The 23432-nt window shown below is 71.0% G+C and carries 23 protein-coding genes and 1 pseudogene; 12 read left to right on the top strand and 12 right to left on the bottom strand.

All coding sequences use genetic code 11. From position 1 onward, the window contains the following. Positions 1–142: 142 nt before the first annotated feature. Positions 143–1297: an extracellular solute-binding protein gene (locus tag ABD140_RS20115; protein ID WP_344242427.1), complete on the bottom strand. Its 1155-nt coding sequence runs from the start codon at positions 1295–1297 to the stop codon at positions 143–145. A 199-nt stretch (positions 1298–1496) separates the two neighbouring features. Beyond that, a complete protein-coding gene (locus ABD140_RS20110; RefSeq protein ID WP_344242426.1) occupies positions 1497–1784 on the bottom strand; it encodes a hypothetical protein in 288 nt (95 codons plus the stop codon). A gap of 293 nt (positions 1785–2077) precedes the next feature. On the opposite strand from ABD140_RS20110, the gene ABD140_RS20105 reads away from it, so the two are divergent. Further along, positions 2078–3415, top strand: coding sequence for a CoA transferase (locus ABD140_RS20105; RefSeq protein WP_344242425.1), 1338 nt, complete (start codon positions 2078–2080; stop codon positions 3413–3415). 93 nt (positions 3416–3508) lie between these two features. Here the strand turns inward: ABD140_RS20105 and ABD140_RS20100 are convergent, their stop codons facing one another. Then, on the bottom strand, positions 3509–5113 hold the full coding sequence (locus tag ABD140_RS20100) for a PucR family transcriptional regulator (RefSeq protein WP_344242424.1): 1605 nt from the start codon (positions 5111–5113) through the stop codon (positions 3509–3511). Between the two features lie 87 nt (positions 5114–5200). Here ABD140_RS20100 and ABD140_RS20095 point away from each other — a divergent pair, with 87 nt between their 5' ends. The 3 genes from ABD140_RS20095 to ABD140_RS20085 all read left to right on the top strand — a co-directional run bounded on the left by ABD140_RS20095 (position 5201) and on the right by ABD140_RS20085 (position 8273). Then, positions 5201–5434, top strand: a complete 234-nt coding sequence (locus ABD140_RS20095) for a 4a-hydroxytetrahydrobiopterin dehydratase (RefSeq protein WP_344242423.1) — start codon at positions 5201–5203, stop codon at positions 5432–5434. 68 nt (positions 5435–5502) lie between these two features. Beyond that, entirely contained in the window at positions 5503–6789 is a 1287-nt protein-coding gene (locus ABD140_RS20090; protein ID WP_344242422.1) for an aspartate aminotransferase family protein, read from the top strand. Beyond that, the gene (locus ABD140_RS20085; protein ID WP_344242421.1) at positions 6786–8273 is read left to right on the top strand and encodes a CoA-acylating methylmalonate-semialdehyde dehydrogenase; all 1488 of its coding nucleotides are present in this window, start codon (positions 6786–6788) and stop codon (positions 8271–8273) included. The genes ABD140_RS20090 and ABD140_RS20085 overlap by 4 nt, the downstream gene beginning before the upstream one ends. A 5-nt stretch (positions 8274–8278) precedes the next feature. Here the strand turns inward: ABD140_RS20085 and ABD140_RS20080 are convergent, their stop codons facing one another. Beyond that, complete coding sequence (locus ABD140_RS20080; RefSeq protein WP_344242491.1) at positions 8279–8695, bottom strand: ATP-binding protein; 417 nt, start codon at positions 8693–8695, stop codon at positions 8279–8281. A gap of 198 nt (positions 8696–8893) precedes the next feature. Between ABD140_RS20080 and ABD140_RS20075 the strand changes: the two genes are divergently transcribed. The 6 genes and pseudogenes from ABD140_RS20075 to dnaK form a co-directional block, all read left to right on the top strand. Further along, the gene (locus ABD140_RS20075) at positions 8894–9736 is read left to right on the top strand and encodes a helix-turn-helix domain-containing protein (protein ID WP_344242420.1); all 843 of its coding nucleotides are present in this window, start codon (positions 8894–8896) and stop codon (positions 9734–9736) included. Between the two features lie 16 nt (positions 9737–9752). After that, entirely contained in the window at positions 9753–9950 is a 198-nt protein-coding gene (locus tag ABD140_RS20070) for a DUF397 domain-containing protein (protein ID WP_344242419.1), read from the top strand. 35 nt (positions 9951–9985) lie between these two features. Continuing rightward, positions 9986–10387, top strand: coding sequence for an NUDIX hydrolase (locus ABD140_RS20065; protein ID WP_344242418.1), 402 nt, complete (start codon positions 9986–9988; stop codon positions 10385–10387). Between the two features lie 84 nt (positions 10388–10471). After that, the gene (locus tag ABD140_RS20060) at positions 10472–10963 is read left to right on the top strand and encodes a hypothetical protein (protein ID WP_344242417.1); all 492 of its coding nucleotides are present in this window, start codon (positions 10472–10474) and stop codon (positions 10961–10963) included. A 129-nt stretch (positions 10964–11092) separates the two neighbouring features. Beyond that, complete coding sequence (locus ABD140_RS20055) at positions 11093–13036, top strand: serine/threonine-protein kinase (protein ID WP_344242416.1); 1944 nt, start codon at positions 11093–11095, stop codon at positions 13034–13036. A gap of 20 nt (positions 13037–13056) precedes the next feature. Further along, positions 13057–14559 (top strand): annotated as a pseudogene (gene dnaK, locus ABD140_RS20050) (molecular chaperone DnaK); the annotation flags it as partial. A 43-nt stretch (positions 14560–14602) separates the two neighbouring features. Here the strand turns inward: dnaK and ABD140_RS20045 are convergent. The 6 genes from ABD140_RS20045 to ABD140_RS20020 form a co-directional block, all read right to left on the bottom strand. Next, positions 14603–15535, bottom strand: coding sequence for an aminoglycoside phosphotransferase family protein (locus tag ABD140_RS20045; RefSeq protein ID WP_344242415.1), 933 nt, complete (start codon positions 15533–15535; stop codon positions 14603–14605). Between the two features lie 90 nt (positions 15536–15625). Next, positions 15626–15934, bottom strand: coding sequence for a helix-turn-helix domain-containing protein (locus tag ABD140_RS20040; protein WP_344242414.1), 309 nt, complete (start codon positions 15932–15934; stop codon positions 15626–15628). 44 nt (positions 15935–15978) lie between these two features. Continuing rightward, positions 15979–16785, bottom strand: a complete 807-nt coding sequence (locus tag ABD140_RS20035; RefSeq protein ID WP_344242413.1) for an MBL fold metallo-hydrolase — start codon at positions 16783–16785, stop codon at positions 15979–15981. 518 nt (positions 16786–17303) lie between these two features. Then, complete coding sequence (locus ABD140_RS20030; RefSeq protein ID WP_344242412.1) at positions 17304–17963, bottom strand: maltokinase N-terminal cap-like domain-containing protein; 660 nt, start codon at positions 17961–17963, stop codon at positions 17304–17306. Between the two features lie 731 nt (positions 17964–18694). Continuing rightward, on the bottom strand, positions 18695–19591 hold the full coding sequence (locus ABD140_RS20025) for a M23 family metallopeptidase (RefSeq protein WP_344242411.1): 897 nt from the start codon (positions 19589–19591) through the stop codon (positions 18695–18697). Beyond that, positions 19588–20139 carry an ArsR family transcriptional regulator gene (locus tag ABD140_RS20020; protein ID WP_344242410.1) on the bottom strand — a complete coding sequence of 184 codons (552 nt, stop codon included), beginning with the start codon at positions 20137–20139 and terminating at the stop codon, positions 19588–19590. Before ABD140_RS20020 ends, ABD140_RS20025 begins: the two co-directional genes overlap by 4 nt. A gap of 157 nt (positions 20140–20296) precedes the next feature. Here ABD140_RS20020 and ABD140_RS20015 point away from each other — a divergent pair, with 157 nt between their 5' ends. Both ABD140_RS20015 and ABD140_RS20010 read left to right on the top strand, forming a co-directional pair. Continuing rightward, a complete protein-coding gene (locus ABD140_RS20015) occupies positions 20297–20851 on the top strand; it encodes a hypothetical protein (RefSeq protein ID WP_344242409.1) in 555 nt (184 codons plus the stop codon). Between the two features lie 102 nt (positions 20852–20953). Then, positions 20954–21112 (top strand): hypothetical protein, encoded by a 159-nt coding sequence (locus ABD140_RS20010; protein ID WP_344242408.1) that lies wholly within the window; start codon positions 20954–20956, stop codon positions 21110–21112. A gap of 201 nt (positions 21113–21313) precedes the next feature. Here the strand turns inward: ABD140_RS20010 and ABD140_RS20005 are convergent, their stop codons facing one another. After that, complete coding sequence (locus ABD140_RS20005) at positions 21314–21727, bottom strand: SRPBCC family protein (protein ID WP_344242407.1); 414 nt, start codon at positions 21725–21727, stop codon at positions 21314–21316. Positions 21728–21932: 205 nt separating this feature from the next. Further along, on the bottom strand, positions 21933–23408 hold the full coding sequence (locus ABD140_RS20000) for an MFS transporter (RefSeq protein WP_344242406.1): 1476 nt from the start codon (positions 23406–23408) through the stop codon (positions 21933–21935). Positions 23409–23432: the final 24 nt, after the last annotated feature.

The following is a 23432-nucleotide window of genomic DNA, read 5'->3' as shown; positions in this document are numbered from 1 at the left end:
GCTCCCATGAAAGGACGCCGCGAGGGGCGCATGCCCGCACCGCGCGTCCGCGGGGCGGGCCTGACTGGGGGCGGTCGGGCCCGCCTTCGTCATGTCCGGGACGTGCCCGGCCGTCTCCGGGACGGGTCCGAGCCCGCGGCGGTCAGCCGAGCGAGGACCATGCCCGCGTCCAGTCCGACCAGCCGGCGCACTCGGGCTCCTTCTCGCAGTCGGCGTCCGGGGTCCTGGCGAACACCAGCCGGTCGATGTAGGCGCGGTCCCCCACGTGGTGGGCGGCGCAGAAGCCCGCCCGCAGCAGTCCGCAGGCGCGGCCGTCGGCCGGGGCGACGCCGCGCCACTCGGCCGTCTGCTTCTGCACCTCGGGGGTGCTCACCCAGTTCATCCACCGGTACATGCAGTTGGGGTTGCGGGCGCGGGAGCTGATCGCCCAGGCGGTGTACCAGCCGGTGACGCCCTCCTTCGGGGAGGCCACGGCGATGGGCCTGCCGCCGCGCGCCAGCACGTCCAGCTCGTACGTGCCGCCCATGCCGACCACGGCGTCCCCGACGGAGAACGCCTCGACCGCCTGGGTGGGGTCCTCCGTCACCCGCAGCACGTTCGGGCGCTGCTCCTGCAGCAGCTCGGTGACGGCCTCCAGCTGCTCGGCGGACAGCTCGTAGGGGTCGCGGATCTTCAGCGAGCGCTTGCGGTGCTTGAGGTAGAGCGCGGCGGACGCGATGGTGTGCGGGCTGTCCCGCCAGACGATGCGCTTGTGGTACGGCTTGCTCTCCCGCGGATCGAACACCGCGCCCCAGGAGGCGGGCTGCGCCTTGCCCGTCTCGAACAGCAGCAGATCCGCGCCCCAGGTCGCGGGCATCCCGTAGGAGGTGTCCTCGCGCTCCACCAGGCGGCGCAACCGCACGTCGAGGGACTTGTAGGAGTCGAGCAGCCTGGTGTTCACCGGGGCGAGCCGCCCGCCGTCCACCAGCCTGCCGAACGCCTCGGACGGCACCAGCGCCCCGTCGTAGAAGCCGCCCGCCATCCGGTCGTGGATCTCCTGGGCGGTGCCCGCGGTGCGGACCGTCACCTGGCAGCCGGTGCTCTCCTCGAACGGGGTCACCCAGTCCACGCCACGGTCCTCGAAGCCCTCCTCGGCGTAGCCCGGCAGGGTCAGCAGCTGCAGCGACCCCTCGGCCGCGCCGGCGGACCGCAGCGGCTCGGCCCTGCCCTCGGCCTTCTCCTCCGTGCTGCACGCCGACAGGACCAGACCCGTGCACAGGGCCGTACAGACCGCCAGTACCGCCCGAAGTCGCTTCATGAACGGGCAGCTTACTGACCTCGCGCGCCGACCGCCGTGGCCGTGCGCGGGGGCGGGGACGAGGGGAGGCCCCGGAAAGCGGCGGGGGTTGCCGGGCGGGCATTCTCACGGAGGAACGTGATGGAGGGTGAATGTCTCGCCTGTGCGCTTTCCGGGGCCTCGGGCCGCGGGCGGATGGGCCGGGCCGGGGAACAGCGGGTCACCTTGCAGGGTCACCCGGCCGTACCGCCAGCGGCACCCGCCGCACCGGTGGAGCGCCGAGCCGGAGGATGCTCGACGGGTCCCGGTACGCCGGGGGTCCGGACTGGATCTCCTCGATGTGTGCGATGAGCCTGGGCAGGTCGGCCGCCTCGACGAAGTCGCCGATGTCGCGCTCCCTGGGGGGAAGCGCCCACCAGCTGCCGGTCAGCCGGCCGTACCAGATGGTCCATTGGGGGTAGCGCCGGACGAGGAAGGAGACCTCGGTGGAGTGGTCCTCCGGCGTCATGTCGCTTCCCCCTTCGGTCATTCCCGAGTGTGTCCAGTGAAACAATTCGGGTCAAGGCCTGTAGAAATATTCCCAATTGCCCACATCTCCATGAAAACAGATGACGGAAGAAATGTCGGATACAAAACCCTTCCCCCGGGACCGTTCTCCACCGGGATTCGTCAGCGCCGCCGCGTCCCGGCCGTCCATGCGGCGCCACCACCCCGTCCCGGCCGTCCGGCGCCCCCGCGTCGTCCCTGCTCCGTGGCGCACGTCATATCGACGCGGCCGCGGGGTTGCGGTTGAGTGAAACCGTGGTGAAGCAGAGTCTCCTGTCCCTGCACGAAGCGGCGGGAATTCCTCCGGTCCCGGTAGAGATCCACGGAAAATCCGGCCTTCTTTCCTCGATCTACCGCGTCGACGTCCTCGCCGCCGCGAGCATCGGCGCGGCGAGCGGCGCCGCCGCGGCGTACTGGGAGCTGCGGGGCGGCCCGAAGGCCTCCGTCGAACTCGACCTCGGCCACGCCGAGTCGGCCTTCCTCTCCGAACGCTTCTTCAAGATCGCCGGCAACGAGCTGGAGCTGTGGGCCGACCTCTCCGGCGACTACCGCACCCGCGACGGCTGGGTCCGGCTGCACTGCAACTTCCCGGCCCACCGCGCCGCGGCGGTCCGCGCGCTCGGCGGGGCGCCCGACCGCGACGCGGTGACGGCGGCCTGCCTGGAGCGCGCCTCCCTGGAGGTCGAGGACGCGGTGCTCGCCGAGGGCGGGGCCGCCGCGGCGCTGCGCTCCCGGGACGAGTGGGCCGCCTTCCCGCACGGTCCGCTGGTCGGGCTGGAGAGCCTCGCCGACGGGCCCGCGGTCTCCAGCGGCGGCGCCGCCTCCCGGCCGCTGGAGGGTGTCCGGGTCCTGGACCTCACGCGCGTCATCGCCGGCCCCCTGGCCACCCGCACCCTGGCCGCGTACGGCGCCGACGTGCTGCGCGTCGGCGCGGCGCACGTGCCGGAGGTGCCCGGCCTGGTGCTGGACATGAGCTTCGGGAAACGCTCCTGCCACCTGGACCTGCGCACTGAGGCCGGACGCGCCGACCTGCGCGCCCTCGTCGCCACCGCCGACGTCCTGGTGCAGGGGTACCGGCCGGGGGCGCTGGCCGCGCTCGGGTTCGGGCCGGAGCGGCTGCACGAGCTCAACCCGTCGCTGGTGAGCGTGGACGTCTCGGCGTACGAGCCGGGCAGCCCCTGGTACGCGCGGCGCGGCTTCGACAGCCTGGTGCAGCTGGCCACGGGCCTGGCGCACGAGGCGATGCTGGACGCGGGCACCGGCCGCCCGGTCCCGCTGCCCGCCCAGGCGCTCGACCACGCCACCGGCTACCTCGCCGCGTTCGCCGCGGTCGCCGGGCTCATCCGCCGGGCCACCGACGGCGGCTCCTGGCACGCCCGGCTGTCCCTGGCGGGCACGGCCCGCTGGCTGGACTCCCTGGGTCGGCGGCGGCCCCCCGCCCCCACCACGCCGCCGGACGACCGGATCGCCGCCGTCGACAGCCCGCACGGGGTGCTCACCTTCATGCTGCCGCCGGGCCGGGTCTCCGGCTGGGAACCCCGCTGGGATTCACCGCCGCCGCTCGACGGCTCTTCGCCTCCCGGCTGGCTGTGAGACTTTTCCGCCAGGGTAATCACCGGCGGAAAAGGCAGTCCGGGGCACCACTATTTGACATTCCCGGTAAATGAAACCATTCAAAACGCGTTTTCAGCGGTGTTCGCGGCGTACCGAGCGCAGCGCGAGAAGGGCGACGTGCAGCGAGGTGCACGTCTCCGCGTCGTTCAGGTCCACGCTCAGGACGCGCTCGATCCGGTGCAGCCGGTCGTACAGGGCGGGGCGGGAGAGGTGGGCGTGCTGGGCGGCCGCCGCCTTGTTGCGGCCCCGGTCCAGGTAGACCGACAGCACGCCGGTGAGGTCCTCGCCGCGCTGGGCGTCGTGCGCCAGGAGCGGGCCGAGCTCGCGCTCCACGAACGTCTGGAGGCGGGCGTCGTCGCGCAGCAGGTGCAGCAGGCCGCGCAGCCGCAGATCGGGCAGGCGGTAGAAGAGCCGGTCGTCCCGGCCGTGCGCGGCCACGTCGGCGACCTGCTCGGCCTCCAGGAAGGAGCGGCGCACGTCCCGCAGGGAGTCCACGACGGAGCCCGCGGCCATCACGGGGCCCGGTGCGCCCGCCGAGACGCGCAGGCGGCGGGCCATGGCGGTGAGCGCGCGTTCGACGTCCGCGCGTTGCGGCAGGGCGGCCAGCACCCCCACCCGCGCCTGGGGGGTGCCCTCGTCCAGCAGGCCGACCAGCGCCGAGATGTCGGCTTCGCGGGCCGCGGCGGCGACGGCCTCGGCCAGCTCCACGGACGGCTCCTCCGTGCCGGGCGCGCGCACCACCACGCCGAGCAGCCTGCGCCCGGACAGCCGCACGCCCAGCGCGCGGGCGCGCGCCGCGGCCTCCTGCGGGTCGGAGTGGGCGCGGGCGAGGATGCCGCTGATCAGCGTCCCGTGCGCCTGGCGCTCCAGCGACGCCTCGTGCCGGTCCAGCAGGCGGCCCAGCGCCAGCGTCGTGGCCGCCCGTTCGATGAGGACGACCTCGTGCGGGGTCGGCGCGACGTCCAGCGGGATGATCAGGCGGCCCCAGTCCTCGCCGCGGGCGCCGACCGTCGTCACCAGCCAGCCGGACGTCTCGTCGTAGCCGGTGCGCCCGTCCGGGCGCACCGCGCGCGAGCGGCTCTCCCAGGAGCCGAGCAGCCGGGCGGGCTCGCTGCCCGCCGGGTCGGCGGCCAGCACCTGGTGGGCGAGGTTCTCCAGGACGGCGGGACGGCCGGTGAGGCGGGCGACCTGGCGCACCACCTCGGCGGGTGGCGCGCCCTCCACGCTGAGCTGGGTGAAGATCTCGTGCAGCCGTTCGGAGGCGCGCAGCTCGGCGAGCTGGGCGTCCAGGATGCGGGCGTGCACGGCCTCCGTCACGTCCACGAAGGGGATCTCGCGGCGCAGCACGACCAGCGGGAGGCCGAGCCCCTCCGCGGCGCGGACCAGCGTGCCGGGGAGCTCGCGGGCGTAGCGGCGGCCCAGCTCGACCATGAGGCCGCTGACGCCCACCCCCGCCAGGGCGGCGGCGTACGCGCGCAGTTCGGCGGCCTCCTCGGGGAAGGCGATCCCGGTGGTCAGCACCAGCTCGCCGCCGCGCAGCAGCGAGGCGATGTCGGCGATCTCCGCCACGTGCACCCAGCGGACCGGGGAGTCCAGCCGGTCCGCGCCGGCCACCACGCGGGGCAGACCCCGACGTACCGGCTCCAAGTCCAGCACTTCGCCCAGAGTAGGCAGCACGGACGCCATGCTATGACACTGTGTTCCAGGCCGCCGGCACCCTTCTGACAGGTTGTCGGAGCGGTCCGCGGGGGTAGGTCGTCCGGCATGGGACAGCAATGGGAGAACACCGGCCACGCCCTCGTCCGGGAGTTCGTCTTCGCGGACTTCGCCGGGGCCATGGCCTTCGTCAACCGCGTCGCGCAGGTCGCCGAGGAGCTGAACCACCACCCCGACATCACGATCCGCTGGAACAAGGTGACCCTGACCCTGTCCACGCACGCCTCCGGCGGGCTCACCGGCAGGGACTTCCAGCTGGCCGAGGCGCTGGACGCTCTGTAAGAAGGAGCGCGGCTTCTCCGACACTCTGCCCCTGTCCTTCCGCCGCCCGTCCGGAAAGTGTGGGTTGCATGTCGGAACTTCTCGCCCGCCACCGTGCCGTCATGCCGCAGTGGATGGCGCTCTACTACGCACAGCCCATCGAGATCACCGGAGGCAAGGACAACCGGGTCGTCGACGGCGCGGGGAACTCCTACCTCGACTTCTTCGCCGGCATCCTCACCAATATGATCGGCTACGACGTCGCCGAGGTGCGCGAGGCCGTCGAACGGCAGCTCGCCACCGGCGTCGTGCACACCTCGACCGTCTACCTGCTGCGCGGCCAGGTCGAGCTCGCCGAGAAGGTCGCCCGGCTGTCGGGCATCCCGGACGCCAAGGTCTTCTTCACCAACTCCGGCACCGAGGCCAACGAGGCGGCGCTGCTGCTGGCCACGTACGAGCGGCGCAGCAACCAGGTGCTGGCGATGCGCCAGAGCTATCACGGCAAGTCGTTCGGCGCGACGGCCGTCACCTCCAACCGGGCGTGGAAGAACAACGGGCTGTCCCCGTTCCACACCGTCTTCCTGCACGGCGCCGACAAGCACCTCCCCCAGTTCGCGGGCCTGTCGGACGCCGACTACATCAAGGTCTGCGTCGAGGACCTGCGCCACACCCTCGCCACCGCCACCGGAGGCGACGTCGCCGCGCTCATCGCCGAGCCGATCCAGGGCGTCGGCGGCTTCACCATGGCCCCCGACGGGCTGTTCGCCGCGTACAAAGAGGTGCTCGACGAGTACGGGATCCTCTTCATCTCCGACGAGGTCCAGACGGGCTGGGGACGCACCGGGCAGAGCTTCTTCGGCATCCAGAACCACGGCGTGACGCCCGACGCGATGACCTTCGCCAAGGGCCTCGGCAACGGATTCGCCATCGGGGGCGTCGTCGCGCGCGGCGACCTCATGGACGCCCCGCACGCCGTCGGGCTGTCGACCTTCGGCGGCAACCCCATCGCCATGGCCGCCGCCAACGCGACGCTGGACTACGTGCTCTCGCACGACCTCCAGGCCAACGCCGCCGAGCGGGGCGCGTTCATTCTCGCCGGGCTGCACGAGGCCGCCTCCCGCTTCCCGTTCGTCGGGGACGTGCGGGGGAAGGGGCTGATGTTCGCGCTGGAGCTCGTCGACCCCTCGACGGGGGCTCCCTCTCCCGAACTGGCCTCCCGCATGATGGAGGAGACCAGGAGCCGGGGGCTGCTCGCCGGGAAGGGCGGGCTGTACGGCAACGTCATGCGCATGGCTCCGCCGCTCACCCTCACCTCCGAAGAGGCCGCCGAAGGCCTGCAGATCCTCATCGACTCCCTGGAAGCGATCTCCTCATGACGCACGTGACGCATTGGATCAACGGCAAGCCCTGGACGGGAGCGGCCTCCCGGCGGGGGGACGTCTACAACCCGGCGACCGGTGCCGTCTCGGGGACCGTCGATTTCGCCTCCTCCACGGAGGTCGATGAGGCCGTCGCGGCGGCCAAGGCGGCGTTCCCGGAGTGGCGGGACACCTCGCTTTCGCGGCGGGCTCAGGTGCTGTTCAAGTTCCGGGAGCTGCTCGTCCGGGACGCTTCGGAGATCGCTCGGCTGATCTCGGCGGAGCACGGGAAGGTCGTCTCCGACGCTGCCGGAGAAGTCGCGCGGGGGCTGGAGGTCGTGGAGTTCGCCTGCGGGATCCCGCATCTGCTCAAGGGCGGATTCTCGGAGAACGTCTCCACGAAGGTGGACGCCTACTCGATCCTTCAGCCGCTGGGTGTCGTCGCGGGGATCACGCCGTTCAACTTCCCGGCGATGGTGCCGATGTGGATGTTCCCCGTGGCCATCGCCTGCGGGAACACGTTCGTGCTCAAGCCCTCGGAGAAGGACCCTTCGGCCTCGTTGAAGATCGCTGAGCTGTGGGCCGAGGCGGGACTGCCGGACGGGGTGTTCAACGTCGTGCACGGCGACAAGGTCGCGGTGGACGCGCTGCTGGAGCACCGGGACGTGAAGGCGGTGTCGTTCGTCGGGTCCACGCCGATCGCGCAGTACATCTACGAGACGGCGGCACGCAACGGCAAGCGCGTGCAGGCGCTCGGCGGGGCGAAGAACCACATGGTGGTGCTGCCGGACGCGGACCTGGATCTGGCCGCGGACGCCGCCGTCAACGCCGGATTCGGGTCGGCGGGCGAGCGGTGCATGGCGATCTCGGTGCTGGTGGCGGTCGAGCCCGTCGCGGACGCGCTCCTGGAGAAGATCCAGGAGCGGATGGCACGGCTCGTGACGGGGCCCGGCGACGATCCCGCGTCGGAGATGGGGCCTTTGGTGACCCGCGCGCACCGGGACAAGGTCGCCTCGTACCTGACGTCATCGGTGGAGCAGGGCGCGACCCTCGTCGTGGACGGGCGGGAAGGACTGCCGTCCGGTGACGGCTTCTGGCTGCGGCCCACCCTCATCGACAACGTCACGGCCGACATGGACTGCTACCGGGACGAGATCTTCGGTCCTGTGCTGTCGGTCGTGCGCGCCGGCTCGTTCGACGAGGCGATGGCGCTGCTCAACGCCAACCCGTACGGGAACGGCACCGCCATCTTCACCAACGACGGGGGTGCCGCCCGCCGCTTCCAGAACGAGGTGGAGGTCGGCATGGTCGGCGTCAACGTGCCGATCCCGGTGCCGATGGCCTACTACAGCTTCGGCGGCTGGAAGGCCAGCCTCTTCGGCGACAGCCACGCCCACGGCACCGAGGGCGTGCACTTCTACACCCGCACCAAGGCCGTGACGTCCCGCTGGCTCGACCCGTCCCACGGCGGCGTCAACCTGGGCTTCCCGACGAACGGCTGACCCGTTCATCCCCCGGCCTCCTCCGCCGCGGAGGAGGCCGTTCTCCTCTCCAGTTCGACCCACACCGTCGTACCGGTCGTCCTGCACACCGCTCCCCACCGCCGTGAAAGACCGTCGACGAGCAGCAGCCCCCGCCCGCTCTCGTCGGTCCCCTCCGCCTCCTTGACCCGCAGCCCCCGCCCTGGCCCCGAGTCGCCCACCTCGATCCGCACGACGTCCTCGCCCACCGAGACCGCCAGGCCGAACCCGCCCCCGTCTCCATGCGCGACGGCATTGGCCGCCAGCTCGGTGACGACGAGCGACGCCTCCCAGTCCTCGATCCCCTCCTGTTCGAGCAGCCCCCGCGCATACCGCCGCGCCGCCGTCACCGCCCACTCCTCCCCCTCGAACTCCACGATCCCCAGCACGACCAACGCCCCCATCACGCCTCCCGGCTCCTCGCTTCGGCTCCGCTCCCCCGGAGCGGCTCCCGTCAGAATGTCGACGGGAAGGTGTCATCGCTCTCCTCTCCAGGACCGCCGCCGGATATCCCTTCTGGAAATTTCCGCTCTCGCTGATTTCCACCGCCGCCCCGAACGGGCGACAGCACAATGGAGCCACGCGATCACAGGGAGCACGCGATGGCAGAAACCCCGCAGAACGAACGGGCCCGGCGTCTGGGCGTGGAACTCCGCGCCATCCGCAGGGAGCAGGACCTCACGATCGCCACCGCCGCCAAGAAGGTGAAACGCTCCCTCGCCTCCCTGAGCCGCATCGAGAACGGTCAGGTCCACCTCCCGGAACGGGACCTGATGGCACTTCTCGCGCTCTACGGGGTGACGGACTCCATTCGCTGCTCCCAACTCTTCGGACTCTGCAGGGAAGCCGAATCCGGCTGGTGGGAAAAGTACAGAGATGGGCAGAGCTCCTTCGAGACCATCAGCTTCGAGGCCAACGCCAGCAAGATCTACACCTACGAGCAGATGGTCGTTCCCGGCCTGTTCCAGACCCGCGACTACATCGCAGCCCTGTTCAGAACGCTGAGGCCCCCACTCGGCACAACGGCCTTCCACCGAGCCGTGAAGATCCGGATGAACCGGCAACTGGTGCTCTGCCCTCCGAACCCCACCCCGATCCACGCCCTCATGTCCGAGGCCGCCCTCCACAACAGAGTGGGAGACGACGAGACCATGCGCGCCCAACTCACCCGACTGCTCGCCATCTGCGATCTGGAGCACGTCAAACTCCAGGTACTCCCCTTCAGCAGAGGCGCTCAGGCGGCAACGGCCAGCTCCTTCCTCATGTTCGACCTCCCCCAGATGGGCGACGTCCGCCTCGTCTATGTGGACCTCATTCGGGCCCACTGCCTCCACGACGAATCCGACGTCAACGCATATAGCCTGGCATTTGAGCACCTAGCTTTGGCGGCGCTTCCGGAAGCCGATTCACGAGACCTCATCCAGACGACGGCATCCAGCCACTAAGCCGAGGAGACCCGGAATGCCTTTCCCCACCCCACCGACCCTCGTTTGGCGCAAGAGCTCCCGCTCCGGCTCAGACCCCACCAGCAACTGCGTCGAACTGGCCGCCGCCCCTCACACTGTCGCCGTCCGCGACTCCAAGCACCCCGACGGCCCCGTCCTCCGCCTGGCCCCCGCCGGATTCCGCTGCCTCCTCCGAGGCCTCCGGAGCGCCTGAGCACGACGACCCGGGCGGTCCCCTAGGCTGCGGGCATGGACGACGTCGTCGACAAGATCGCTTGGATCCACCTGGAGCAGGGCAGGATCCTCGGCGCCCGCTCCCGCGGCAAGGACGCCTACTACCTCCCCGGCGGCAAGCGCGAACCCGGCGAGAGCGACCTCGACACCCTCGTCCGGGAGATCGACGAGGAGCTCTCCCTCACCCTCGACCCCGCCACCGCCGCCCACCTGGGCACCTTCGAGGCCCAGGCCCACGGCCGCCCCGACGGCGTCACCGTCCGCATGACCTGCTACACCGCCGACCACCAGGGCACTCCCACTCCCCGCAACGAGATCGAGGAGGTCGTCTGGCTCACCTACGCCGACCGCCCCCGCGTCTCCCCCGTCAACCAGCTCATCTTCGACCACCTCCACCGAACCGGCCTGCTCCACTGACCCGGCCGAATCGGAGCGCCCTGCCACCGGCGAAGCCGTAGACAAACCTCGAATAACGCGACTTTCCCGCCATAAGATCGCGGGATGATGCTGCGGATCGCGGGTGCCGTGCTGGCCGTCGGGTTGTGCGTCACCGGATGCGGAGCCACCCCCATGGACGGCGGGTCAGTGCGACGGCTGACGGATCAGGGTGTCGATCCCGACCTCATCTACCGCCTCGACCTGCCCGGTTTCACCGCCATGGAGCACTCGGCCGAACCCACCGGCGACGGCGGCTTCCGCATGACGTACGTGTCGGATTCCGACCCGGCCGTCCGTGCGGAGTTCCGCGCCCACCCGACCGAGTTCACCGAAGAGCTGTGCACCTCGACCCCGATCCCCCACTCCGACGGCACCCTCCCCACCGAGTGCCCCTCCGACAAGGGCTGGCACCGGTCGAGCGGCGGGTTCCACGAGTACATCCTCATGGTGAGGCACGGCCATATCAGGCTGAGCGCCCCGCTCGGCGTCCTCGAAAGCATGCCCTCCTACCTCGGAGACCTCGACCACCGCTGGGGCCCCGCGTCACAGCCCTGACCGCCCCGCGTTCCGTCCTTTCGGGCGCCGGGCGCGAAGGTGCCGGTCGTCCGCCTTCGACGCGGGCGCGGTGACGTCGGCGGCGTACCATTCGAGTGGCGTGCCGCCTGTCCATGGAATGAGGCGCCGGTGTTGCACAGCGGTCTGGTGATCGGAGGCCGGTACCAGCTGCGGGAGATCCTCGGCAGAGGCGCGATGGGGCAGGTCTGGCGCGGTCTCGACCGCCGGCTCGGCCGCGAGGTCGCGGTGAAGTTCCTGATCCACCTGCAGGCCTCGCCGGACCTGGTCGAACGCTTCGAGAACGAGGCGCGTATCGGCGCGTCCTTCCAGCACCCGGGGATGACGGTCGTCCACGACCTCGGCGCGGAGCGGGGGATCCTCTTTCTGGTCATGGAGCTCCTGCCCGGTACCGACCTGGCCGAGGTGGTCTCGCGGAACCGGCAGGGCCTTCCGCTGCCGCGGGTGTGCGATCTGATCGGACAGCTCGCGGCCGTGCTGGAGGTCGCCCACCGGGCGGGGGTCGTCCACCGCGACATCAAACCCGCCAATCTGGTCGTGCTGCCCGACGGGCGGCTCAAGCTCTGCGACTTCGGTATCGCCAGGCTGGTCGACGGGAACAGCGGAACCGGCCGGATCGGGACTCCCGCCTACATGGCGCCGGAGCAGTTCCAGGGCCTCGTCGATCCCGGGACGGATCTGTACGCGGTCGGCTGTCTGGCCTATGAGCTGCTGACCGGTCGGACGCCGTTCCGCGGATCGCTCCCGGAACTGATGCGGCAGCACCTCGATGTGCCGCCCCGGCCGCCGGAGGAACTGCGTCACGACATTCCGCCTGAGATGAGCCGCCTGGTCATGAGCCTTCTGGCGAAGTCGTCTGCGGATCGTCCGAAGGCTCCGGAACTGCTGCGGCGTATCGACGAACTCGCCTCCGGTTCCTCCTCCACCCGTGTGGAGGAGCCGGTGTGGGATCCGGGGGTCCGGCAGCGGCTCGCCGTCAGGCTGTGGGGTGAGAAGTCCTATGTCCGGGCGTTGGAAGTCGCCCAGGAGAATGTCGCGGGGCTCTCCTTGCTCCACGGCGGGGACCACGAGCGGACTCTGCGCGCCCTCCTGTTCGTCTCCCGCATTCTGCGGTCCATGGAGCGTCCCCGAGACGCGGCAGAGGTCCTGGTCCGCGTCGCGGAATCACGAGAACGCGCTCTGGGCCCGGAGCATCCCGATGTCCTGGACGTCCGGCACGACCTCGCCGAGATGTGGACGCTCGCACGGCACTACCGGCGGGCGGCCGCCGAGGCCGAGAAAGTCGCGGACGTCCGTGCTCGCCTACTGGGCCCCTCCTCCCTTCCCGCGCTGCGAAGCCGCTGCCTCGCTGCTGTCGCCCTGGCCCGTTCGGGTGACGACCGGGCTCTGGAGGAACTGCCGGATGTGGGAGAGGCGCTGAAGGACGTCGTAGGCACGGATCACCAGCTGTTCCGCTCCTCCCTTGAGGCGATGGAGGAACTGGTGGGTGCGCGGTGTGACCACTACGCGGTCGCGTTCGAGGCGTCAGGCGAAATTCCGCTCCTGATCGGTCTGCTGGATCTCGCGGCGCTTTGCGAGACTTTCCCCGGTCCCGGCTCGGAGACGACCTGGCACGCCCGCTACCGGCTGGCCAGGTGCCTGGAACGGGCCGGGCGGAGCGCGGAAGCTCTCACCAAGGCGGAGGAGGCCGTCGACGGCCTCATCGCCTTGGACCGTGCGGACACCCCCACCGCTCTGGACGCCTTGGAGATGGCCGGACGGCTCCTCTGGGAGTCGAAGCGGCGCGCCGAGGCCGTGAACATCGCGCGTTTCGTGGCCCATGGCCGTACCCGTGCCCTGGGCGGGAGCCACCGCTCCACCATGAACGCGCACCGCCGTCTGGCCGAGGTCCTCCTGGCCACGCATCACCTGGACGAAGCACGCGAGGTCGCCGCGCGGCTGGTGGCCGACAGGACCTCCGTTCCCGGCGGAGGCTCTTGTGAAGCCGAGGCCGACCGGGCGCTCCTGGCGGATATCGAAGCACGTCTGGCCCGCCACCGCGGGCAGGCCACCTGAGCAGGACCGGGAGGAGGCGCATGGCACGCGCGATCGGTATCGATCTGGGGACGACCAAGGCGATGGCCGCGGTGCTGGAGGACGGCGAGCCCACCGTCGTCGCCGACGCCGAAGGCGTGTCGACCACACCGTCCATCGTCGCGTTCGAGGAGAACGGCCGACCGGTGGTCGGCGGGGTGGCTTTCGACCGGGCGAAGACGACCGCTCAACCCGTGATTCCCGCGGTCCTGTGGCGTATGGGCGTCGCTGGCCGGCCGATCCACGTCGGCGCGAAGACCTATGCGCCGCAGCAGATCAGTGCGTTCGTGCTGCAGAAGCTCAAGCGCGATGCCGAGGCCCACCTGGGCGAGCCGGTCACCGACGTGGTGATCGCCGCCCCCGCCCGCTTCAACGACCATCAGCGGCAGGCTGTCGAAGAGGCCGCCCGGATCGCCGGAATGAACGTCCTTCGCATCATCAGCGCGTCCTCGGCAGCCGGTCTGGCCCACCACCTGGCGACCCGGGACGAGGCCACCGTCCTCGTCTTCGACCTCGGCGGCGGCACACTCGACATCTCTGTTCTTGAGATGTGCGACGGCGTGGTCGAGGTGAAGGCCGTGGCGGGCGGCACCCTCCTGGGCGGAGACGACTGGGATGACAGAATCGTCGACCGACTCATCGCCGGATTCCGCAACAAGCACGGCATCGACCCGACCACGGACGACATGGCGCTACGACGCCTCCGCGAGGCCGCCGAACGAGCGAAGATCGAACTGTCCGGCTCCACCGAGACGAAGATCGTGCTCCGCTACCTTCACGGAGGTCCCGCGGGGCTCTTCCATCTGGAGGAGACGTTGACCCGCGCACGGTTCCAGGAGCTGACGGCCGACCTGCTCGAACGCTGCAAGGAGCCGTTCCGGCAGGTCCTCGAAGACGCCTGGATCAGCGTCGGCGACATCGACCGCGTGATCCTGGCCGGCGGCTCGACCCGCATGCCCGCGATCGTCGCGCTCGTCAGGGAGCTGTCGGGCAAAGAGCCCGAACGGATTCCCGAGGAGAGCATCGCCGTCGGCGCCGCGTTGCAGGCCGGCGTGCTCAAGGGCGAGGTCAAGGACGTCCTGCCGCTCGACGTGACACCGCTGTCCCTGGGCATCGAGACCGAGGGTGGCGCCTTCACCAAGGTCGTCGAGCGCAACACCATGATCCCGACCAGGCACTCGGAGACCTTCTCCACGCACGAGGACGGCCAGAGCACCTTCGACGTATGCGTCTACCAGGGAGAGCGCGAGATCGCGGCGTACAACGAGAAGCTGGGCGCCTTCCAGCTGACCGGCCTGCCCCCGGCGCCGCGCGGCGTCCCGCAGATCGAGGTCACCTTCGACATCGACGCCAACGGAATCGTGAACGTCTCGGCGAAGGACCTCGGCACCGGCAAGGAGCAGTCGATGGTCATCTCCGGCGGCTCCGCGCTGCCCAAGGACGACATCGAGCGCATGACGCGCGAGGCCGAGCAGTACGCCGAGGAGGACCGCCGGAACAAGGAGTAGGCCGAGAGAGCACCGGCGGGTGGCCCGGCGGGATCGTGGCCTAGGGGTGTTCGGTGAGCAGCTCCGCCAGGTGGTCGGCGAAAGCGACGAGCCCGTCCAGCCGAGGGCCGCTTCGAGCCCTGCGGAAGCCGTGGCGGCGGCCCCAGAAGGCGGCTTGGACGGCGTGGAACCGGGACCAGCGTTGGACGCGGTCGCGGTCGACTTCTGCGGCTTCGGCGAAGACGTCCAGGATGCGGTGGACGGCTTTGCGCAGGTCGTCTGCTTTCAGGAGGGACAGGGCGCGGGACTTGAGCAGGGTTCCGCCGTCGTAGGCGGGGTCTCCCGCGTAGCCCTTGGGGTCGACGGCCAGCCAAGGTTCGCGGGTGGCGCGCAGGATGTTCCCGGCGTGGAGGTCGCCGTGAATGAGGGTGTCCTGCTGGACGCCGCCCAGCTCGCGGGCGGTCGCCGCGGCGGCGTCCACCACGTGGGGCGGCAGGGCGTGCGGCAGCTCCTCGGCGTCCTCGCGTAGCCGCTTCTCCCAAGCCTCGGCCCGGTCCTTCAGGCGGGGCAGGGCCGGTGGGGCGGGGACGGCCAGGCGGCGGCTGATCCGGCCCGCGATCGCCGCGATCTCGTCTTCGTCCTCGAGTTCGGCCAGAGTGGACGTCCGGGCCCGTTCGAGCAGCATCGCGAACCGTGCGTCGTCTCGTTCGTGCAGCAGGACCGCGCCACGGCCGACCCACGCCGCGAAGGCGTCCGGCTCGTGAACGTTGCCGGGATGCGGAAACGACACCTTCAGCACGGCGGCGTCGCCGGACCGCCGCCGAACCGGGACGATCAACCCCACGCCCCCGTGCATCGCCTTTCCGTCCGGCGTGCACTCCCAGCGGCCCAGCAGGTCTTCCACGATCCCGGGCAGTTCGCCGAGCCACACCGCTCCGGGCTCGCCCTCACGCGCGACGGTGCCCTGCGCGAACACCTCCGGTATCTCGATCATCCAGGCACCTTACGTACCGCCCTCCACCGAACCGCGCCTTCGGCCCGGGCGTCGCCGTGGTCCTCGACGAGCGAACATCGTCTCTCACCGTCAAGCGGTCAGCAGATCCACCCGGTCGCCGCCCTTGAACCCGGCACCGAGATCGATCCCGGCCCCCATGGCCTCCGGACAAGCCGCAAAAATCGACATCTTGATGTCGTTCAGCGCGGCCGTTTCGATCGCGGACGCCCGGTGCTGGCTGACGCCCATACGCCCGGCCACCTGCTCCTGCGTGTATCCCAGACGCTTGCGCAGTTCACCGAGCCGCAATCCCGCTCTCAGCCGAGCCGACCGCCGCTTGGCCCCGGCCGGCTCGAAGGGGCCGAGGAACTCCGCCAGAGGATCGGGCTCCCTCGTCATGACGTCGTCCTCTCCTCGATCCACACGTCGGACTGCTCGATCGCTCAAGCCCCTTCCACGGCTTCATCCGCCGGACGGGGCTCACCCACGGTGAAGGCGGTGCCGGGGGCGGCGTAGCCGAGGGGGCCGTCGAAGCGGGTCGCGGCGCGCGACAACGCCTGCCGAGGGGTGAGGAAAGGGCCTACATGGGTGACGATCAGGTGTCTCGCCCTGGCGGCGCGGGCGGTGTCACCGGCGTCTTCAGGGGTGTGGTGGACCTGCTCCTCCGTGGTGGGAGGACGATCGCTCTCGGCCTCGCACAGGAGGGCGTCGCAGTCCTCGGCCAGGCTCGTCAGGGCGGGGCAGGGTGCGGTGTCACCGGAGTAGACCAGGGAGCGGCCCGCGGATTCGACGCGCAGGGCGAAGGCGGGCATGCCGTGCCGCACCGATCGGCTGGTCAGGGTGAGGGCACCGACCTGTGCCTCGTGGCCGTCGTGGAGCTCCTCGACGGCGAAGGCCGACTCGACGGGGCTGCGGGCCGCGGTGTTGGTGAGGAAGTGGGCGAGCCGGTCGGCGATGCCCGGCGGACCGTACAGAGGGATCGGCGCGGCGAGGCTGATGTCGGCGTAGAGGGCGCCGTAGTAGGCGGTCAGGAGGTCGGCACTGTGGTCGGCGTGCAGGTGCGAGATCCATATCGCGTCCAGCCCGTCCAACTCGACGTACCGACGCAGCTGGGCCAGCGTGCCGCTGCCCGCGTCCACCCACACCCGGACGCCTCCGCCGGACACCAGGTAACCGGAGCACGGATTGTCGGCACTCGCATAGGGCGTCGCGGAGCCCAACACCGTGAGACGGAGGAGATCATCGCTCATCCGTGCACCCTAGAAGACTCCCTCCGCCACGTCACCGCACCCGTGACAGATCAACCTCAACCCCACCGACGGAAAGCCCGCCATCCTTCCAGGTGTCGCCATGCTCCTACGCGGGAGCACCTCCGTACGGTCGTACGTGGACTCAACCGGACCAATGGGAAGGCCGCCGCTCTTCCAAGCGTCGCCGTGCCCCTACGCGGAAGTACCTTCACACGGTCGTACACGAACTCAACTGGACCAGTGGAAGGCCGCCGTCGTTCCAGGCGCCGCCGCGCCCCTACGCGAGAGCACCTCCGCACGGTCGTACACGAACTCAACCGGACCGATGGGAAGGCCGCTGCCCTTCCAGGCGCCGCCGTGCCCCTACGTGGGAGCACCTTCGTACGGTCTCGTACGCGGACTCGATCGGACCGGTGAAAGGCCGCCGTCGTTCCAGGTGTCGCCGTGCCCCTGTGCGGAAGCACTTTCGCACGGTCGTACGCGGATTCGACTGGACCGGTGGGAAGGCCACCGTCGTTCTAGTCGCGGGGAACGGAGTTCAGGACGGCGAACAGTCCTCGTGTGCGGGTGCCGTCCGGCAGGCGCCAGGAGCCGGCGACGTGGCCGGTCCCTTCGGGGAGGGCCGGCGTGTTGTCGGGGGCGGAGTGCAGGATCCGGTGCAGGCGGAGGGCCGCGCCGTGCGGTGCGGGCAGCTCGGTGCACTCGTGGTCGTCGGTGGCGGCACCGGTGAAGGCCGTGGAGGTGAGGCCGTCACCGGTGTAGGAGCGGGTGACTTCTCGGTCGGGGATGTCGCTGATGTTCTGGTCCTGGGCCTGGATTCGGCCCTCGATCAGGGCCGCCAGCTGGGCGACCAGCACCGGGTCGTGGCAGCCGTCGTAGGCCCAGCGCCGTCCCAGCACCCCGTGTTCCATGGTGCCGACGAGGGCGTGCTCCGCCCCGTCGAGCGGCGCGCCGCGATAGGTGAGCGGCACCAGGTAGGTCGTGGGATCGGCACCGGAGGCGTCGGTGACCACCATGAACTCGATCCCGACCTCGCCCTGCGGGTCGTCCAGCCGGAAACCGCCGGCCTTGACCAGCTCCGGTTCCCCCGCGCCGCGGTACCACGGCCGGGAGGGCAGCCAGGAGCTGAGCAGTTCCAGCTTGCTCGGCTTGAGGGTGGTGTCGTGGATGACGGCCATGCCGGGGATTCTCTTCCATTGAGCGGACGCGACCTTCGCATCTTCTCACCGCGGGCAGAGCCGCCTTCGGACGAGGGCTGCGAGACGAGCCCGCCAATGATGGGGCCCGCGCCGGCCGAGAGTCCGCACAGGGATCACGCCCAGCGGGTCCCCTGCGGCACGAGGCCGCTGCAGTCCCCAGGTGGCGTTCCCCTCAGCGTCCGTGCGCCGGTACCGGCGGGATCCGCGCGCCAGTACCAGCAGGTCCGCACGCCGTTCCCGCCGACCGGCGAGCCGACCTGAGGCGCCTCCAGGCCGAGGGACCTGAGACCCACTCATCGCCGGGCCAGCCTACGGACCTGTCCTCTCACACCTCACGACGGCCGTAAGACGACATGCCGGGCAGGCCGAGGGACCTGGGACCCATCTCATCACCGGGCCGACCTACGGACGTACCCGCCCACTCGTCACGACGGCCGTAGGGCGACATGCCGGGCAGGCCTAGGGACCTGAGGCCCACTCGTCACCGGGCCAGCCTGCGGACGTGTTCTCCCACACCTCACGACGGCCGTAAGGCGACATGCCGGGCGGGCCGAGGGACCTGTGACCCGCTCGCCGCCGCGACCCGGCGTGGAGGTCGTGGAGGGGTGAGGAATGTGCGGCCGCCGACGCGCGGGAAACAGGATCTCCTCAAGGGGGCCGCGGGCGGGCGCGGCGGTGGATCGCGATCGACGCCGCGGCGAGACCTGTCTTCAAGGGCTCATCGAGCTGTCCGCGGCGATCTGGACGGCCGGTCGGGCCTGGAAGACCTGGGCGTTGGCGGGGAGGTCCGGTTCGCCTTCGCCCGGTTTCGGGAGGCCGTAGTGGGGGGCCACGGCGTCGCCGCGCACCGCGACGCCCTCCCAGCGGAAGGGGATGCCGGCGGCTTCCTGCGGGCCGGGGCGGTCCATGAGCTGGAAGTGCAGGTGCGGTTCGGAGGTGTTGCCGGTGTTGCCGACCTCGCCGAGTATCCGTCCGGCCTCGACCCGGTCGCCCGGCCTTACGCGCAGAGAGCCGCGTCGCAGGTGGGCGTAGGCCGCGTACACGCCGCCGCCGTGGTCGATGATCACGCGGTTGCCGAAGATGAGGCGCCAGCCGCCCGCCTGGCGGACGATGCCTTCGAGCAGCATGTACACAAAGCCGGTCCAGGTGTTGCGGGCCAGGTGGTCGCGTTGGCCGTCGGCCGCGGCCACCACCGTGCCGTCGGCGACGGCGTGGACGGGGGCTCCGAAGGCGGGGAAGGTGTCGGGGGCGGCGGGAAGGCCCCAGCCGAAGCGGGGTTTCGGGTGCTCGCCGGTCGCCGGGAGGACGTTCCGCGGGATGAGGACGTCGATGGCGTAGGTCTGGCCGTAGCCGCGGGTGCCGTGGGCGGGGACCTTCGATCCGGGGCTGTTGAGGGCCAGCCACGTTCCGGACACGGGCGCGGCCACGGTCACGGGGGCGCGGGCGCGGTCCCAGGGCGGGCGCACGTAGGCGAGGGCGAGGAAGACCAGGAAGATCCAGTACCACCAACCGGGGATGTCCAGGAGCAGGAGCGCCGTGACGCCCGCGAGGAATGCCTTGAGGAGGACGTCGCTCCGGCGGGCCACCGATCGGCGTATGCCGTTCATCTCCGTCCTCCCGTGATCGTCGTCAGGAGCGGGACCACGCGTTCGGCGGGGACCTCGTGGTGGCCGCCGTCGCGGACGCGCAGCCAGCCCGCCGACACCAGCTGGCGCAGATGGTGGTAGATCTGCCCGGACGTTCCCATCCCCTCCAGCCCGGCCAGCTCACGGGCGGTGCCGCGGCCGCGCAGCACCTCGCGCAGCAGGCGCAGCCGCACGGGATGGCCGAGGGCCGCGAACACGTCCGCCAGGGGCTCCCACTCGTCGTCGAGGAGGTCGTCGGTGCCCGCCCCGAGCTGCCAGCCGGCCGTGCGCCCGTCGGGCAGCACCACATCACCGACGATCATCACCGCGCCCGGAGCGGGCACCCGTTCGCGCAACCCCTCCAGAGCCCAGAAGACATCCGCGGGCACGGCCGGCTCCGCCGCCCGCCCTCCCTCCGCCACCCGACCGCGCCGCCCCTGCGCGGCGAGCAGCCCGGCGAGCGCCTCCTCCACCGCACTCAGCCGCTCCTCCACCGTCTGCTCAGATTCAGAACCCTTCCCATCACCCATGGAACGAGATTACGTAATTTCGATATCATTGACAACCGCACCACACGAGGGATGCCCCATGCGCTCGCGACCGCGCGTTCCCGCACCTGGCGCACCGGCTCCTGACGCGGCGGACGAACTTGTAAGGTCGCCGGAGGATCACGGCGAGGAGGTCGGCATGGGTGGCAGAGCGACCGGTGCCGCACTCGCCCTGGCGATGACCGTTCTGACCTGTGGATGTGCGGGATTCCCGCTGGAGACGCATTCGCCGCCTTCCGCCTCCTCGGCACCGTCGACGACTCCGGTCCGGCAGCCGTCGGAGGCCGAGGTCCAGAATTTCGAGCAGGATCTCGAAGAGGGCGAACCCGGCCAGGCGCTGACCCTCCTCGTCAGCGAGACGACCGAGAAAAGGGTGCTGGACGCCTACCGGAGGAGCCCCGGCGCCGACACCTCCCCCGGCCTGCGGCTCGGCGGCATGTTCTACGGCAAGGTCTTCGGGGAGAACGCCGCCGCCGACCGCTACTACCTACTCGCGGGCATCTCTGGAGAGAACGGACGCCTCGCCGTGCAGGGAAGCCATCTGTGGACCAGGACCGGCGGGAACGCCTGGAAGTACGCAGGTGTGCAGCGGCGAGACCGGCTCTGCATCCCGCGGACCGTCTACGACGTCTGGGACCTCAAGACCACCATGCCGCACGGCAGCGCTCGCGACCCGCACTGTCCGGACTCGTGAACACGACCGCCCCACCGGCCCGTGATGCTCCGCGCCCACCGAAGTGCGGCTGACCGGCGCCCCGATGACCCGACCTTCGACGCAACGGAGAACCGGAACGCCATGACCGCCCGGAGCACTCTCTCCGAGACCGCCGACGGCATCGCCGCCGTTCGTGACGTCGAACTCGCCGCCTTCCCCACCGCCGAGGCCCTGATGCCGGACGACTCCTGCCCTGTCCCCGGCGGCGTCATCGCCTACCCCTCGGCGTTCGGCGTCTGACCTCTCCCCCGAACCGGCGGCACGACGCCCTCGCACCAGTGCCGCAGCCCGCGCCGGACGGCGCGGGCTGCGGCACTGGTGAATCGGGTATCGGCACAGACGAACGGGGCCGGGAGCCCGAGCGGTTCGGGCCGCGATGCAGGCGGACCCGGATCGGGCGTCGACTCAGAGGCGGCCGGGAGCGGTCCCGGGGCGGGGGCGTCAGCGGGTGAGGAAGGCGGCGAGGCCGTCGAGGAGCATGTTGCTGCCCTGCTCGGCCTGGTCGCGCTCTTCGGCGGTGTCGAAGGTCTGGGAGAGGGTGACCTTCGTGCTCCCGCCGTCGGCGGCCAGGTCCAGGCGCATGAGGACGGGCTCGTCGCGGCCGGGCACGTCCATGCCCATCACCAGGTGCTCGTTCTCCGCGACCTCGGTGTAGGAGCCGGTCAGGGGGACGCGGGCGCCGCCGGGGATGACCATCACCGAGCTCCAGGAGCCGCCGGGGCGGACGTCCATGACGACCTCCTCGGCGCCGGCCCACTTGCCGTAGTCCTCCGCGACGGTCCAGGCACCCCAGACCTCGCCGGCGGGGGCGTTCAGGGTGCGGGTGATCGCGTACTCGAAACCGGTGGCGGCCATGGTGACTCTCCTTGAAGAAGGCCCCTGGGGGGCGGATCGACTACGTTCAAGTTATAGTCAAAATTCATGACAGTCAAGGATCATGACTAAATTTCCCCACTGCGGCCGGTGCGAGAAGGGACAGCGGGCCCTCCTATTCGAGGACCCGCTCGGCGCCCTCGATCCGTGGACCGCCGTCCGGACGGCGGCTGGGGCTGGTTGCGGGTCACGCGTCGGGTGTGGCCGCGGTGCGAGGAAGCAGCAGCATCAGGGCGGCGGCCAGGAGATAGAGCACGATCCCGGCCGGCAGTACGGACGCGAAGGCGTCGCCGAAGCCCCGCGGCCCGGCCGCTTCGGCGGTGTGGTCGTCCAGGGAGGCGAAGAAGAGGGTCCCCAAGGCCGCGACGCCGGCGGCGCCGCCGATCTGGTTCACCGTCGAGAGCACGCCGCCGGCCGCGCCGGCGTCCTTGCCCGGGACGCCGGCGAGGACGACGTTGACCAGGATCGGCGCCGCCAGGCCCAGCCCGAGGCCGCCGACGAACAGTGCCAGGGCGAGCATCCAGTACCCGGGGTTCTGACCGTCGCGGACGATGAACCACAGCAGTGCCTGCGAGGCGGCCGAGGTCAGCGATCCGCTGACCAGCAGCGCCCGGCCCGCTCTGGCGGCCATGGCGACGCCGAGGCCGGAGGTGGCGATGGACCCGATCGCGTAGGGGAGGATCACCAGGCCGGTCTGCCAGGCGGTGCGTCCGGTACCCGCCTGCAGGTAGATCGACAGCGTCAGGAAGAACGCGCCGATGGCGCCGAAGAAGAACACCGAGGACAGCAGTCCCGCGCCGAAGCCGCGCACCCGCAGCAGCGCCGGGTCGAGCACGGGCCGCCCGCCTCGCCCCACCACCGAGCGCTCGTAGGCCAGGAACCCGCACAGCACCGGCGCTCCGGCCGCCATGAGCGCGAAGCCCCACCACGGCCAGCCCCAGTCGCGGCCCTGGACCAGGGGCAGCAGCACCAGGATCACGCCCAGCGTCAGCAGCGCCGCCCCCGCGATGTCCGGCGCCGTCCGGTGCCGGCTCGTGGACTCCGGAAGGAAGCGGGATCCGAGCACGAGCGCCGCGGCCGCGATCGGCACGTTCACCCAGAAGACGGCCCGCCAGCCCAGCCCGAACAGGTCGGCGTCGACCAGGAGCCCGCCCAGCAGGGGCCCGGCCACCGCGGCCAGGCCCTGGACGGCCCCGTACGCGCCGAACGCCTTGGCCGTCCCCGCGGGGTCGAACGAGGAGCGGATGATCCCGAACACCTGCGGGACCATCAGGCCGCCGGCCAGGCCCTGCAGGACGCGCATGCCGATCAGCGTCGAGGGGCCCGTCGCCAGGGCGCACGCCGCGGACGCGACGGCGAAGGCGGCCAGGCCGGCCAGGAAGATCCGGCGGCGGCCGTGGTCGTCGCCGATCCTCCCGCCGATGACCAGTCCCGAACCCAGCGCGAGGACGTACCCGGCCAGCATCCACTGCAGCTGCGCCTCGCTCGCGTGGAGCTCGGCCGCGATCGCCGGTGCGGCGACCGTGACGATCGTGGCGTCCAGCAGGTCCATGAACGAGGCGAACAGCACCACGAGCAGGACGATCCCGGCGGCTCCGCCGGTCAGCGGACCTGGTCGGGGAGCCCCGTGGGAGGCGGTGTGGGAAGCGGTGTCTGCACTCATGCGCCACACCGTGGCAGCGGTAGC

Origin of the sequence: Actinocorallia libanotica, assembly GCF_039525175.1 — a bacterium.
Classification (GTDB): domain Bacteria; phylum Actinomycetota; class Actinomycetes; order Streptosporangiales; family Streptosporangiaceae; genus Actinocorallia; species Actinocorallia libanotica.
Note: the sequence above shows the minus strand (reverse complement) of the source record. Positions and strands in the feature narration are given on the sequence as shown.

Coding starts and splice junctions, on each gene's coding strand:
- ABD140_RS20115 (WP_344242427.1), bottom strand. CDS start 1,297: ATGAAGCGACTTCGGGCGGTACTGGCGGTCTGTACGGCCCTGTGCACG.
- ABD140_RS20110 (WP_344242426.1), bottom strand. CDS start 1,784: ATGACGCCGGAGGACCACTCCACCGAGGTCTCCTTCCTCGTCCGGCGC.
- ABD140_RS20095 (WP_344242423.1), top strand. CDS start 5,201: ATGGGACAGCAATGGGAGAACACCGGCCACGCCCTCGTCCGGGAGTTC.
- ABD140_RS20090 (WP_344242422.1), top strand. CDS start 5,503: ATGTCGGAACTTCTCGCCCGCCACCGTGCCGTCATGCCGCAGTGGATG.
- ABD140_RS20085 (WP_344242421.1), top strand. CDS start 6,786: ATGACGCACGTGACGCATTGGATCAACGGCAAGCCCTGGACGGGAGCG.
- ABD140_RS20080 (WP_344242491.1), bottom strand. CDS start 8,695: ATGGGGGCGTTGGTCGTGCTGGGGATCGTGGAGTTCGAGGGGGAGGAG.
- ABD140_RS20075 (WP_344242420.1), top strand. CDS start 8,894: ATGGCAGAAACCCCGCAGAACGAACGGGCCCGGCGTCTGGGCGTGGAA.
- ABD140_RS20070 (WP_344242419.1), top strand. CDS start 9,753: ATGCCTTTCCCCACCCCACCGACCCTCGTTTGGCGCAAGAGCTCCCGC.
- ABD140_RS20065 (WP_344242418.1), top strand. CDS start 9,986: ATGGACGACGTCGTCGACAAGATCGCTTGGATCCACCTGGAGCAGGGC.
- ABD140_RS20060 (WP_344242417.1), top strand. CDS start 10,472: ATGATGCTGCGGATCGCGGGTGCCGTGCTGGCCGTCGGGTTGTGCGTC.
- ABD140_RS20045 (WP_344242415.1), bottom strand. CDS start 15,535: ATGATCGAGATACCGGAGGTGTTCGCGCAGGGCACCGTCGCGCGTGAG.
- ABD140_RS20040 (WP_344242414.1), bottom strand. CDS start 15,934: ATGACGAGGGAGCCCGATCCTCTGGCGGAGTTCCTCGGCCCCTTCGAG.
- ABD140_RS20035 (WP_344242413.1), bottom strand. CDS start 16,785: ATGAGCGATGATCTCCTCCGTCTCACGGTGTTGGGCTCCGCGACGCCC.
- ABD140_RS20030 (WP_344242412.1), bottom strand. CDS start 17,963: ATGGCCGTCATCCACGACACCACCCTCAAGCCGAGCAAGCTGGAACTG.
- ABD140_RS20025 (WP_344242411.1), bottom strand. CDS start 19,591: ATGAACGGCATACGCCGATCGGTGGCCCGCCGGAGCGACGTCCTCCTC.
- ABD140_RS20020 (WP_344242410.1), bottom strand. CDS start 20,139: ATGGGTGATGGGAAGGGTTCTGAATCTGAGCAGACGGTGGAGGAGCGG.
- ABD140_RS20015 (WP_344242409.1), top strand. CDS start 20,297: ATGGGTGGCAGAGCGACCGGTGCCGCACTCGCCCTGGCGATGACCGTT.
- ABD140_RS20010 (WP_344242408.1), top strand. CDS start 20,954: ATGACCGCCCGGAGCACTCTCTCCGAGACCGCCGACGGCATCGCCGCC.
- ABD140_RS20005 (WP_344242407.1), bottom strand. CDS start 21,727: ATGGCCGCCACCGGTTTCGAGTACGCGATCACCCGCACCCTGAACGCC.
- ABD140_RS20000 (WP_344242406.1), bottom strand. CDS start 23,408: ATGAGTGCAGACACCGCTTCCCACACCGCCTCCCACGGGGCTCCCCGA.